General features: G+C 68.6%; 11 protein-coding genes and 2 pseudogenes. 6 read left to right on the top strand and 7 right to left on the bottom strand.

The genetic code is table 11. The annotated features are described in order from the left end of the window. Positions 1-94 precede the first annotated feature (94 nt). Entirely contained in the window at positions 95-472 is a 378-nt protein-coding gene (locus FHG71_RS16575; protein ID WP_139082816.1) for a DUF3768 domain-containing protein, read from the bottom strand. A 594-nt stretch (positions 473-1,066) separates the two neighbouring features. Between FHG71_RS16575 and FHG71_RS16570 the strand changes: the two genes are divergently transcribed. Next, a complete protein-coding gene (locus FHG71_RS16570; RefSeq protein WP_139082815.1) occupies positions 1,067-1,405 on the top strand; it encodes an H-NS histone family protein in 339 nt (112 codons plus the stop codon). Between the two features lie 225 nt (positions 1,406-1,630). Further along, positions 1,631-1,975 carry an H-NS histone family protein gene (locus tag FHG71_RS16565; RefSeq protein ID WP_139082814.1) on the top strand — a complete coding sequence of 115 codons (345 nt, stop codon included), beginning with the start codon at positions 1,631-1,633 and terminating at the stop codon, positions 1,973-1,975. Between the two features lie 466 nt (positions 1,976-2,441). On the opposite strand, the gene repC is transcribed toward FHG71_RS16565, so the two are convergent. Then, entirely contained in the window at positions 2,442-3,680 is a 1,239-nt protein-coding gene (repC, locus tag FHG71_RS16560) for a replication initiation protein RepC (protein ID WP_176559465.1), read from the bottom strand. 724 nt (positions 3,681-4,404) lie between these two features. Between repC and FHG71_RS16555 the strand changes: the two genes are divergently transcribed. Continuing rightward, on the top strand, positions 4,405-4,653 hold the full coding sequence (locus FHG71_RS16555; RefSeq protein WP_139082812.1) for a FitA-like ribbon-helix-helix domain-containing protein: 249 nt from the start codon (positions 4,405-4,407) through the stop codon (positions 4,651-4,653). Positions 4,654-4,680: 27 nt separating this feature from the next. Then, entirely contained in the window at positions 4,681-5,100 is a 420-nt protein-coding gene (locus FHG71_RS16550; RefSeq protein WP_139082811.1) for a type II toxin-antitoxin system VapC family toxin, read from the top strand. 326 nt (positions 5,101-5,426) lie between these two features. On the opposite strand, the gene FHG71_RS16545 is transcribed toward FHG71_RS16550, so the two are convergent. From FHG71_RS16545 to istB, 5 genes and pseudogenes are all read right to left on the bottom strand, one after another. Further along, positions 5,427-5,729, bottom strand: coding sequence for a putative quinol monooxygenase (locus FHG71_RS16545; RefSeq protein WP_139082810.1), 303 nt, complete (start codon positions 5,727-5,729; stop codon positions 5,427-5,429). 1 nt (position 5,730) lies between these two features. Continuing rightward, positions 5,731-6,702, bottom strand: a complete 972-nt coding sequence (locus FHG71_RS16540; RefSeq protein ID WP_139082809.1) for an ABC transporter permease — start codon at positions 6,700-6,702, stop codon at positions 5,731-5,733. Further along, positions 6,695-8,269: a sugar ABC transporter ATP-binding protein gene (locus tag FHG71_RS16535; protein WP_139082808.1), complete on the bottom strand. Its 1,575-nt coding sequence runs from the start codon at positions 8,267-8,269 to the stop codon at positions 6,695-6,697. Before FHG71_RS16535 ends, FHG71_RS16540 begins: the two co-directional genes overlap by 8 nt. After that, a complete protein-coding gene (locus FHG71_RS16530; protein WP_281281976.1) occupies positions 8,266-9,195 on the bottom strand; it encodes a Gfo/Idh/MocA family protein in 930 nt (309 codons plus the stop codon). The genes FHG71_RS16535 and FHG71_RS16530 overlap by 4 nt, the downstream gene beginning before the upstream one ends. Positions 9,196-9,368: 173 nt before the next feature. Then, a pseudogene (istB, locus tag FHG71_RS16525) lies at positions 9,369-9,995 on the bottom strand (IS21-like element helper ATPase IstB); the annotation flags it as partial. Between the two features lie 107 nt (positions 9,996-10,102). Between istB and FHG71_RS16520 the strand changes: the two are divergent. Beyond that, positions 10,103-10,873: pseudogene (locus FHG71_RS16520) on the top strand (IS256 family transposase); the annotation flags it as partial. A gap of 38 nt (positions 10,874-10,911) precedes the next feature. After that, positions 10,912-12,266, top strand: a 1,355-nt coding sequence (locus tag FHG71_RS16515; RefSeq protein WP_139082807.1) for a transposase, incomplete at its 3' end; no start/stop codon positions are given.

The following is a 12,266-nucleotide window of genomic DNA, read 5'->3' as shown; positions in this document are numbered from 1 at the left end:
GTGGGATGATGGGAGGGGAGGGGGCCTTCGGAGGCGGCGTGAGACGCTCCGGGGCGAGGGGGAGGGGGCGCGGCTCGGGCACCCCCTCCGGCGCTCACCACTCCTCGGGAAGGAGGAGGGTCAGGACGCGGCGGGTCCGGTCGGGGTCGTCGGGGGCCTCGGACCCGAACCGCTCGTCCGCATCGAAGAGGTCGATCTTCCAGTAGAGCCGGACGGCGCGGCCCTCGGCCTCGATCTCGAAAGCGCCGAAGTCGCGGAGCCCGAAGGGATCGTTGTCCTCGGTGAAGTCGTCGAACCGGATGAGCGCGGTCATGAGCGGGACCAGCGCCGCCGCGCCCAAAGCTGCGACGCCCTGGGTGATGACGATCCGGCCCGGCAAGGTGGGGTCCGCGCCGAAGCTCCGGCGGAAGCGGTCGTTCTGCTCGGCCACGCGACCCCCGTGGAACGGGCCGGTGGCGAGGGGTTCGGACATCTGAGCCAAGTTGGCCTCCTGTGATGGGATGACCCTTCGGCTTGGCCCTCTTCCAGAATGGGGGCGGCGTCCGAAGGGGCGGCGCTCTGGGCGTCGCTGCTTCGGAGGCTGCCTCCCGGCGAGGGCAGGGGGGGGACCCGGCAACAGGAAAATCCAGCGGACCAGCCGGAGGCTCCGTCTGCACAAGCCGCCTCTCCGGGCGGCGCGGAAGATGGAGGTGGCGCCGGCCGCGCCGCATTTTCGTGTTGACGGGGGGACCGGCGGTCCCCGGTCCTTTCTTCCTGTCTTGGGCCTTCCTGTCTTCGGCCTGTGCGCCCGATCGGGGCAGGGCGGCCCTCAGCTAGGCAATCGCGGCCCGTCCGGCCGGGCCCGCGTCAGGGATCGCAACCCGTATGGGCGGAGACGGGCCGCCCGGCCCAGCTCCGGTCCCGGCCGGCTGGACGGGGCTAGAGCCCGGCCCCCGCAGGGGGCGACGCCCTGCCGATCCTCATGACGACCCCTTCGGACGCCGTCCCCGGAGCGGAACCCCTTGCCCCTTGAAACCACTTGGCATTGTCTAGGTTGGGAACGGCGGACCGCCGAAGGCCCAGGATCATGAGCAACGACCTCCTGTCCACCCCCCTGTCCCCGCAGAAGCTGCATTCCATGAGAAGCGCCGTCGAGCGCGAGCTCCGGGAGCGCGAGGCGCGCCACAAGGCCTTGCTCGACCTCCGGGCCACCATCGAGATGGCGGTGAAGCGGTGGGATTTCACGCCCGAGGAGCTGGCGCTCCCCGAACGGCGCCGGACCTTCGGGAAGAAGCTCCCCCCGAAGTTCCGCGATCCCCGGGATGGGACGCGGGTCTGGTCGGGTCGCGGCCGCGCGCCGCAATGGTTCAAGGACGCCCTGGCGACCGGGCTGACAGCGGAGGACCTGACAGTCCCTCCGGAGTGACGGAGGCGCCCTGTCCCTTGGGCCCGAGCGGAGGGGGCTCTGGCCCGTTCATCCCGGAGGCGGGTCCTCCCGACCAGGCGCTGCTCAACGGACGTGGCCAAGGCAGTGGTCGCAGTGCAGGTCCGCCCCGCCTTGAGCGCGCTCGCCGATCTCGGGGTGCCAGGGACCCATCGGCCTGGTCCGGGGTTCCAGGAGAGTCGCGTGGACAGGATCGGAAGGGCCCCGATGTCGGACGAAAAGGACCTGTCCTCGCTGACGCTGACCGATCTGCTGCTTCTGCGGCTGCAGGTGAACCAGGCCATCCGCGAAGCCCTCACGATCCAATTGGCGCAGCGCTCGACGGACGCCAAGGCCGAGGTCGTGGCGCTCCTGGCGTCCTTCGGCCTCAAGCCCGAGGATCTGATCAAGCGCCGCCGCTCGGTGATGGCCGGGCAGAAGCTTCCGCCCAAGTACCGGGACCCGGCGAACCCCGCGAACACCTGGACGGGCCGGGGCGCGAAGCCGCGCTGGTTCCGCGAGGCGCTGGAGGCCGGCACCCCCATTGAAGCGATGGAGATCCGCGAGGCCTAGAGCACCTTGGCATCTCGCAGACCCGCACGGGTGTCCGACCCGTCGAGCAGGGGAGCCGTCTGTCCCCCTCGGCCCGACGGCCTCACCCTCCGAGGATATTTGAGGAAGGTGAGAGGCAGGGATCGGTGCTGATCCTTGACCGCCGAATCGGCCTGCGGCACCTTGGAGGGGCGTCACAGCCGGGGACGGCGATGGACGCGAAGGTGAGGCCGGGTGGTCCCGAGACTGCCCGGCTTTCCTCTGGGCCCAGCGAGCGGCGCCTCGCTCGGGCGGGCCTTTACCATCCGTTAGCGGGTCCGGGTGTAGACGTGGGCGCGTCGCTGTCCGGGAACCAGGAGGTGAGGGGTCACGAGGGACGGGCGGTGTCGCCGGGCCAAGGGGTCCAGCCCCGATCGGTCGGCTCCCGGCCGCGGCACCCCGCGCGAGGCCTCCGCGCCGGGACCGTGTCCTGGGGCGAGTGCGCCTCTCATGCGGACCTTGCCCGCTCGCGCTCCACCAGCCCGATCAGGCTGCCCGCGAGGTTGAGCTTGCCGGCCATGGCCAGGCGCGCGAAGGACCGCAGCGCCCCTCCGGGGCTGCGGATGGGGCGCACGGGGTCGAAGCGGCGCGCGTCGATGACGATCACCGCGAGCGCGGCGGCGAGGTCCCCCATAGCCTCGCTGGCCTCGTCCCAGGCGCTGGGGTTGATGCCGAGGTCGGGCAGGATCATCACCGCCGCGCGCACCAGGTCGAGCTCGTTGGGCAAGGTCCGGCTTCCTTTGGTGGCGTCGAGGTACATCCGCATGTCCTCCGAGCACGCCGCGTAGAGCCGCCGGGGCGTGAAGGTCTCGAGCCAATGGGGCTTGTGCCCGCGCTGGAAGTCGCGAGCCTGTGGCTCTCTGCCTTTTTCGGCGCCGGCAGGCGCCGCCACCAAGCGAGCGTCAGCCGGCGTGCCGGCTGGCCGCGTCCCGTCGGCGGAGGCGACACAAGATTCAAGGTTTTTTTCTGTTGTAACTTGTACTGATAGGCGGAAGCCGCGTTCCGGCTGACCGGAAGAATCTGCGCGCATTTCGCGGGCAGCCAGGCACTTCTCCACAGCCTCATCCAACGTAGCGAGGAGCGTGGCGAGCGCGCTGGCGTCCATTCCGTCGTAGCGGCGGGGCAGCTCGGCGTAGAGGGTCAGGGCCTCGGCCGTCATGGGCGCCTTGGGGGCCTGCTCGAGCAGCCGCTGCAGAGCGCCCTTGAACACCCGGCGCGCGGCCGAGCATTGGCGACGCAGGCCCTGGACGTGCAGACGGCTGGCCTCCTCCTGGGCGGCGAGGGCGAGGAGCTGGGGCACACGGGCCGCCAGGGGGCTGAGGTCCAAACCCTGGACGACCTGACCACCGGCGAAGCGGCCGCGGCTGCCGTTGGCGGCGGTGGTCTTGACGAGGAGGCCCGCGCGCTCGAGCCGCATCTCGTCGTAGCGGAGCGCGCGCGGGGTCTTGCCCAGCCGTTCGGCCAGGCTTGCCTGACTAGCGTAGCACACGGGGCTCGCGCCGGGGTCGGTCCAGTCCGATGGCCGGGTGGTCTGGATGAGCAGCAGGAGCGTCAGGGCGCAGGCGTCGGAGAGCGCGAAGGCGCGCCGGAGGGTGGGCAGGAGGCGCTCGACGTCGCTGCGTGTCGTGCCTGAAGGCAGCACGGGACGGGAGGCCTCGCCCGCAGGGGGGCAAGCAAGTTGGAGCATGGTCCTCGGTTCCAAATGGGTCGGAGCGAGGCAGCACCGGGCAAGGCTCATCCGGTCGCACGGATGCGCTTTTTGCTTGCTTCGATGGGAGGAGATGCTAGAACCGGACCTGAAACTCTTACTGGCCGTGAGGGATTGGCGTCCCTTGGTCTTGCATCCCCCCCGTTGAGGTGCCCACCTCGCGGGGGTTTTGCTTTTCTAGGCTGCTGCCGGCGCCTCCATGGCTGAATCAGAGTCTCGGGGCGCAGCGTTACACGCGCCCAGCGAGCGGCACAAACAGTCCTTAACGGAGCGTCGCTTTGCGGCCGACAAACACTTGTCGATCCACCAGCTCGTCCTGGAGGTTGGACCGGCGCTTATCGATGACAAGGGGCGCAGGTGAAGCGGCCCTGAGTTGAGCGGCAGGACCATGAGGGATGGCTCCAAAGCGGGACTGCTCTATGATTTTATAAAACCATAGAGTGGAGCATGTCTATCTTCGATTGTGGGACTTGGCGAGGCCTCGCGCACCGGCTGCGCGGCACCAAAGGCTGCTGCTCGTCGGCGTCGTGTCTCACCCCCGATGCGAGGTCAGCATAATCGACGTAATTTGTGATGGGTGAAAACGGCTTGCAGTCGGGCACATTCCACCCTGGACGGCGTCAATGAGGAAGGCGGCTTGCAAGGTTGATTGCACTGCAATCACCTCCTATCCTTCCCGTGTCCAGCCTGGGAGCCCGCCGTCATGGCCAGCCTGACCATCCGCAACCTCGACGAGACCGTGAAGCAGGGCCTGCGCCGGCGCGCGGCCGAGCGGGGCGTGTCGATGGAGGAGGAGGCGCGCGCCGTCCTGCGCGCCGCAGCCCTCAGCTCCCCGGGCCCGCGCGACCTCGGCGCGGCCATCCGGGCGCGCTTCGCTCCCCTGGGTGGCGTCGAGGTCGGGGAGACTGTCCCGCCGCGCGAGCCCGGGCGCACCGCCCCCACCTTCGACTGACGTGGCTCGGCCGGGGGTGTACCTGTTGTGATCGTTCTCGATACCAACGTCGTGTCCGAGCCCATGCGGCCCGTGCCGGACGAGCGCGTCCTGCGCTGGCTCTCGGCGCAGGACGCGAGCACGCTCTTCCTCACGGCCGTGACCGAGGCCGAGCTCCGCACCGGTCTGGCGCTCCTGCCCGCCGGCCGACGGCGCGAGGCGCTCACGACCGCGCTCGAGGCGGTGCTCGCGCAGGACTTCGCCGGCCGGGTGCTGCCCTTCGAGGGCGGGGCCGCGGCCCGGGCCTACGCCGCCATCCAGGCCGAGCGGCGCGAGGCGGGGCGGCCTATTTCCATGGCTGATGCGATGATCGCCGCCATCGCCCGGAGCCAGGGCCTGCAGGTGGCCACGCGCAACACGGGCGATTTCGAGGGGACGGGGGTGGAGGTGGTCAACCCGTGGGCTTGAAGGTTGGCCGCGGATCGTCTGACCGGGCTTTCAGCAGCAAGCAACGGAGATCCCGTTTAGGGGCGACCAGTGCTTCTGAACTGCGACGAGTGCATTTGACTCAGGGTGCCACCTGAACTGTCCGATACCCTGCCGGTTAGATGGCCGAGGACATAATGTTTGTTATGCGACTTTGATTTGTAGCCGGGTGAGCGCTACCCTGAAGCGCGACTTTCGAGTCTTCTCAATCCTCTGACAAGGCCCCGGTGCTTAGGGGTCATGGCCCGGATAGGTTTGAAGCAAGCGCACAGTGCCGACGCACACAGCATCGGTGCTCGATTGGCAGCTTAGGCCATCTCGCTCAGCATGGTCAGGTGGCGGATCTCCACGGGCCGGGCGAGCAGCCGGTCGAGCTGGGAGAAGAGCGGCCGCAGATGCGGCATGGCGAGATGCGCGTCGAGGTCGGCCTGGCTCCGCCAGTTCTCGTAGAAGACGAAGGTACAGGGATCCTCGGCGTCGGTATGGAAATCGTAGTTGAGGCAACCGGGCTCGGCCCGCGTGGGCTCGACCTGCGCGGCGAGGAGCCTTTCGAGCTCCTCGCGCGTCTCGGGCTTGGCCACGACTGTGCCGATAATCGTGACGTGTGCCATATCAGGACTTCTTCTGGCTGAGCGCCACGGCCAGGATGATGATCCCGCCCCGCGCGATGAGTTGCTGGCTGAAGTCGAGGCCCATCAGGATAAGCCCGTTGTTGATGAGGCCGATCATCATCGCCCCGACGATTGTGCCGATCACGGTCCCCATCCCGCCGAACAGGCTCGTGCCCCCCAGCACAGCGGCCGCGATGACCGACAGCTCGTCCCCCTCACCGAGTTGGAATCGCCCGGATTGGAGGCGGCCGGCGTAGAGCATCCCGGCGAGCGCCGCCGCCATGGAGGAGATGACCAGGACGCGGAACTTTACGGAGCGCGTGTCGATGCCCGAATAGCGCGCGGCCGTCTCACCCCCGCCGGTGGCGAGCACCCGTCGCCCGAAGCCCGTGCGGCGCAGCACGACATGGCCGATGACGCCCAGCACCAAAGTCCAAAGAAGAAGGACCGGGACGGGACCTAGGGAGCCCCCGCCGAAGACCCAGGCATAGCCGGGCGACAGGATCGGCACCGCCGCCGTGTCCGAGATCCACATGGCGACGCCCTTGGCGATGCCCATCATGGCGAGCGTGGTCAGAAATGACGGGATGCCGATCCGCGTGGTGAGCCAGCCGTTGAACATGCCGACCGCGAGCCCCGTGGCCAGCCCGGCGAACACGCCCGCAACCGGCCCCGCCGCGGCGATGGCCATGGCCACCGTCACCGTGGTGAGCCCCGCCACCGCGCCCACCGACAGGTCGATCTCGCCCGCCGAGAGGACGAAGGTCATCGCGATGGCCATGACCGCAATCATCGCTGTCTGGCGGACGATGTTGAGGAGGTTGTTGGGGTTCAGGAACCCCTTGTCGTTCAGCGTCGCCGCGAAGACGAGGAAGATGACGACAAAGCCGATGTAGATGATGTACTGCCGCCAGTTGGCGAAGAAGCCGGTCGAGCCGGTCGTCCGGCGGGTGGCGAGAGAGGTGTCAGACACGGGGTTCCTCCTGTCCTGCGATGAGGGCCTCCTGGATGGCGGCTTGCAGCTTGCGCTCGGCGGCCTGGAGCCGGTGCGCAGTGTCCTCCTCGGGGACCAAGGAGTCGTCGAAGGCGGCGCGCGGCTGGTCCGCCCAGGCCTTGCCATCGGCCATGACCACGATGCGGTCACAGGCGGTCAGGAGTTCGGAGAGCTCCGACGAGATGAAGACGATGGCCTTGCCCTGCGCGGCGAGGTCTCGGACGAGCCGGATGATCTCGGACTTCGAGCCGATGTCGATGCCGGCCGTCGGCTCGTCCAGCACCAGGATGTCCGGGTCGGCGGCGAGCCACTTCCCGATCACCACCTTCTGCTGGTTGCCCCCCGAGAGGGTCGAGACCGCTACGTCCCGCCCCGCCGTCTTGATGGCGAGGCGCTTGATCTGGGCATCCGCGATCTCTCGAATCCTGGTGCGGTCCTCGAGCCCCCCGCGCGATAGGCGGTCGAGGATACCCATGGTAAGGTTCGAGGCGACGGAATGCGCCCCGATCACGCCCTGCCGGGCCCGGTCCTCGGGCACCAGCGCCACGCCCGCCCCGATGGCCTCGCCAGGCGTACGGATCGGGACCGGGTAGCCCTTGATGCGGATCTCACCCGCGACATGCGGCTCGATCCCTGCAATCACCCGTGCCGTGGCCGACCTACCCGAACCGAGTAGGCCCGCGAGACCCACCACCTCGCCCCGGTGCACCGTGAGGTTCAGGTTGTCCGGCTTGTGCCGCCCGGTGACGTTTCTGAGTTCAAGGAGTACCTCGCCCCGGGACACATCCCCTCGCGCCACGTCGGCCAGCCCCTTGGACCTCTTGCCGACGATGTGCTCGATCATGGTGTCGATGGGCAGCTCCGAGAGCGGCGCGGTGATGACGTGCCGCCCGTCGCGCAGGATCGTGGCGCGGTCGGCGATGCGCGCGATCTCGTCCATGCGGTGGCTGACATAGACGATGGCGACGCCCTTGGCCTTGAGCTTGCGCAGGAAGACGAAGAGCCGCTCCACGTCCGACACGGCGAGCGCGGTCGAGGGCTCGTCGAGGATCAGGACCTTGGCGTCCTTGCTGATCGCCTTGGCGATCTCGGTCAGCTGCCTCGAGCCCGCGCCGAGGTCCCCCACCCGGGCGCGAGGATCGACCCGCACCTCGAGCAGGTCGAAGATCTGGGCCGTGCGCCGCTCGGCCTCCTTGTCGTCGATGAGGCCCCGCCCCGTCCGTGCCTCGCGCGTCAGGAAGACGTTCTGCGCAACGGTGAGCGTCGGGATCAGGCTCATCTCCTGGTAGTTCATGGCAATGCCGGCGGCGCGGGACTCCTCAGGCGTGTGCGCCTTGAGGACCCGGCCGCCCACCTCGACGGTCCCGGCGTCCGGCTTGTGGACGCCGTTCAGCACCTTGAGGATCGTGCTCTTGCCCGCGCCGTTGCCGCCGAGCAGGGCGTGGACCTCACCCGGAAGCACCTCGAAGTCCACCGCATCGAGGGCGCGGACGCCCCCGAAGGACTTGGAGATGCCCGTCATGCGGACGGCCGCGGGCGTGCTCATGCGACGCGCTCCTGGGCCCGGGCCCCTGCCGACCCCTCGACCCGCTCCCAGTGTCCGGTCTCGCCGGACCGCAGGAGCGCATCGGCCACGTACTCGGTCCTGAGGCCGTCCTCGAAGTTGGGCGAGGGCAGCTTGTTCTGGGCGATGGCGGCGAAGAAGTCCCGGCACTCGACGATCTTGGTCTCGGAGTAGCCGATGCCGAGGGCCGGAATGGGCCAGAGCCCCTCGCCATAGGGATGCGCCGGGCCGGTGTAGACGGTGCGGAAGCCCCGCGCGTCCGCTGGGTCGTTCCGGAACATCACCTGGAGCTCGTCGCGACGCTCGTAGTTGAAGTGGATCGAGCCCTCGGTGCCGTGGATCTCGAGCGTGATGAAGTTGTTGCGGCCCCAGGCGTTGCGGGACGCCTCAAGGGAGCCCACCGCGCCATTCTCGAAGCGCAGCATGGAGATGACCTCGTCGTCCACGTCCACCTCGCCCCGTTCGGCGGCGGCCGACTTCTCGGAAGCGCCGAGCTTGTCGACGCCGCCCTGCTGGATCGGCCGGGTCGTGACGTAGGTATGGACCATCGAGTTCACCTCGGCGATCGGCCCCACGAGGTAGTGGGCGAGGTCCACGACATGGGTCGCGATGTCGCCCGTCGTCCCGGACCCCGCGATCCGCTTCTGGAAACGCCAGGAGAGCGGCCCGTCAGGGTCGGCGGACCAGTCCTGGAGATAGGTGCCGCGGAAGTTCAGGATGCGGCCGATCCGGCCTTCCTCGATGTACTTCTTGGCGAGCGCCACGGCGGGTGTGCGGCGGTAGTTGAAGGCGACCATGTGGATGACGCCCGCCTCGCGCACGGCCTCCGCCATGGCGCGGGCCTCCTCAATGGTCCGCGCGAGCGGCTTTTCGCAGATGATGTGCTTGCCAGCCTTCGCGGCGGCGATGGCGATCTGTCAACGGCGGAGCAATTTCCAGCCAAAGGGCGACGCGATAGTCGGCCACTTGGCGGATGGAGCCTGACGCTGGGAATGGGGCATCGCCTTGGCCCGTGCGCTTTCCACAGAGCTGGCGCGGGCCGAGGCGCTTCGGCCCGTCAGGGCCGACGGGAGGGCGCGGGTTACCTGTTCGTCTTCGCCGTTCGGGAGCGGCTCTGGCCGAGGCGGTAGCTGTCGCCGTTCATCTCGAGGATGGTGACGTGGTGGGTCAGCCGGTCGAGCAGCGCCCCGGTGAGGCGCTCGGAGCCGAAGACCTCGGTCCACTCGTCGAACGGCAGGTTGCTGGTGATCAGCGTGGAGCCGCGCTCGTAGCGCTGGGAGATCAGCTCGAACAGCAGCTCCGCCCCGGTCTTCGACAGCGGCACGAAGCCCAGCTCGTCGATGATGAGGAGCTTGTGGCTGGCGAGCTGCTTTTGGAGGCGCAGGAGCCGGCGCTCGTCGCGGGCCTCCATCAGCTCATGCACGAGGGCGGCGGCGGTGGTGAAGCCGACGGAGAGGCCCTTCTGGCAAGCGGCCAAACCGAGGCCGAGGGCAACGTGGGTCTTGCCGGTGCCGCTCGGGCCGAGAGCGATGACGTTCTCGCGCCGCAGGATCCATTCGCAGCGGGCTAGTTCCAACACCAGCATCTTGTTCAGACTGGGGATCGCCCGGAAGTCGAAGCTGTCGAGGCTCTTGGTGGCGGGGAACTTTGCCGCCTTGATGCGGCGCTCCACCATCCGCCGTTCGCGGTCGATCAGCTCGAGCTCCACGGTAGCGTCCCCGGAGGTGGTGGACTTTCCGGTGTAGGCGGGGGTGGCCATCGGGGTGTGCGGCTAAGGTGGAGTTGTCCGACTTCACCCTAAGCCACGAGGACCCGATGACCGACGACAGAATGGCGCTTTTGGAGGCGCTGCAAAAGGCCGACGATGGCAACTTCCTCCGCAGCCTGGCTGAGACCGTGCTCCAGATCCTGATGGAGGCCGATGTGGAGGGGCTGATCGGAGCGGCACGATACGAGCGCAGCGGCGAGCGCTCGACCTGGCGCAACGGCTATCGGGACCGCTCGCTCGACACCCGGCTCGGGCAGCTCAACCTGCGCATCCCCAAGCTCAGGACGGGGAGCTACTTCCCGCCCTTCCTCGAGGCGAGGAAGACGACGGAGAAGGCGCTGGTGTCCGTCATCCAGGAGGCCTGGATCGCGGGCGTCTCGACGAGGAAGGTCGACGATCTCGTCCAAGCCATGGGCCTGAGCGGCATCTCGAAGAGCCAGGTCTCCAAACTCTGCAAGGAGATCGACGAGCGTGTGGGCGCCTTCCTCAAGCGCCCGCTGGAAGGCGAGTGGCCCTATCTCTGGCTCGACGCCACCTACCTCAAGGTGCGTGAAGGCGGGCGCATCGTCTCGGTGGCCGCTATAATCGCCGTGGCTGCCAACCGGGACGGCCGGCGCGAGATCGTGGGCCTGCACATCGGCCCCTCGGAGGCGGAGACCTTCTGGGCCACGTTCCTGAAGGACCTCGTCCGGCGTGGCCTCAGAGGCGTGAAGCTGGTCATCTCGGATGCGCATGAGGGCCTCAAGGCGGCGATCCAGCGGGTCATCGGGGCAACCTGGCAGAGGTGCCGCGTGGGGCTGTTGAGAAAGTCCTCTGCCCGTGATTCCCTCCGAGTTGTCGGCTTGGGAGGCGGTCCATGCTGGGCACGACGCGGAGCGAGCAATACGAGTTCTTCGTCGGCAGCCTGCGCGATCTGATCCCGGACGAGCACGTGCTGGCGCGGGTGGACCGGGTGCTCGATCTCTCGTGGCTGCGCCCCGAGGTGGCCGATCTCTACTGCCCCGACAACGGCCGGCCTGGCATCGCGCCCGAGGTGGCGGTCCGGCTGATGCTGGCGGGCTTTCTGCTGGGGATCGTCCACGACCGCCGGCTTCTGCGCGAGGCGGCCGTCAACATCGCGATCCGCTGGTTCTGCGGCTTTAGGCTGACCGAGCCGTTGCCTGACCATTCCACGCTCACCCGCATCCGCCAGCGCTGGGGGGCGGAGCGGTTCCGGCGCATCTTCGAGCGCACCGTCCAGGCTTGCGTCGCGGCCGGCATCGCCAAGGGCGAGGTGGTCCACATCGACGCCTCGCTGATCCGCGCCGATGTGAGCTGGGAGAGCCTGGCTGCGCAGCATGTGGAGGCGGTCACGTCCGCCAGCGGCGGGGCCACGCCGGATGCTGAGCCGGACCGGGACCTGCGGGACTCGAAGAAGACCGGTCGGTTCAAGAAGATCTGCACCACCGACCCGGACGCTTCGATGGCAACAACGGGCCGCAACCGCCGCCTGGAGCCCTCCTACAAGCAGCACGGGGTGATCGACGACCTCTGCGGGGTGGTGCTCGACGTCGAGGTCACCACCGGCGAGGTGAATGAGGGACAAGTCGTGCTCGATCGCCTCGACGCGACGGCCGCGACCACCGGCGTGGCGATCAAGACTGCGACCGCCGACGCAGGTTACGCCTACGCCAAGGTGTTCGGCGGACTGGAGCGGCGGAGGGTCGAGGCTGTCATCCCGCCCAAGGCCGAGCCGATCCGCAGCCCGGTGCCGATGCGGCGCTTCCGGTATGACGCCAAGCACGACATCCTGAAGTGCCCGCGGGGCAAGATCCTGAAGCCCGGCCGACCGGTGAAGCACGGCCGCTTCTTCACCTCCCGAGCCAACGACTGCAAGCGATGCAGCCTCGCCCCGCTCTGCCTCTCCAAGGGACGCGTCAACAAGGCGGTGGTGCTCGGGGACGACTATCCCGCGCTCTTGCGCGCCCGTCGGCGCCGGGAACGCTGGTCGGAGGAGGACCATCGCCTCTACCAGCGCCACCGCTGGCGGTCGGAGGGCTATCACGGCGAAGCCAAAACCTGGCACGGCCTTGCGCGGGCCGTCCGGCGGGGCCTGGGCAACATGAAGATCCAGGCCTTCCTGACGGCAGCGGCCGTCAACCTGAAGCGGCTGGCCGCAGCCTTCGCTGCCCTGCTTTGCGCGCTCGCTCACATCCTCGCTCAGATCGCGTT

This window comes from Rubellimicrobium roseum (assembly GCF_006152145.1).
GTDB lineage: Bacteria > Pseudomonadota > Alphaproteobacteria > Rhodobacterales > Rhodobacteraceae > Rubellimicrobium > Rubellimicrobium roseum.
This window is presented reverse-complemented; position numbering and strand designations above follow the sequence as displayed.

Excerpts from the sequence above, each read along its gene's own strand:
- FHG71_RS16575 (WP_139082816.1), bottom strand. The coding sequence starts at position 472 with ATGTCCGAACCCCTCGCCACCGGCCCGTTCCACGGGGGTCGCGTGGCC.
- FHG71_RS16570 (WP_139082815.1), top strand. The coding sequence starts at position 1,067 with ATGAGCAACGACCTCCTGTCCACCCCCCTGTCCCCGCAGAAGCTGCAT.
- FHG71_RS16545 (WP_139082810.1), bottom strand. The coding sequence starts at position 5,729 with ATGGCACACGTCACGATTATCGGCACAGTCGTGGCCAAGCCCGAGACG.
- FHG71_RS16565 (WP_139082814.1), top strand. The coding sequence starts at position 1,631 with ATGTCGGACGAAAAGGACCTGTCCTCGCTGACGCTGACCGATCTGCTG.
- FHG71_RS16535 (WP_139082808.1), bottom strand. The coding sequence starts at position 8,269 with ATGAGCACGCCCGCGGCCGTCCGCATGACGGGCATCTCCAAGTCCTTC.
- repC (WP_176559465.1), bottom strand. The coding sequence starts at position 3,680 with ATGCTCCAACTTGCTTGCCCCCCTGCGGGCGAGGCCTCCCGTCCCGTG.
- FHG71_RS16555 (WP_139082812.1), top strand. The coding sequence starts at position 4,405 with ATGGCCAGCCTGACCATCCGCAACCTCGACGAGACCGTGAAGCAGGGC.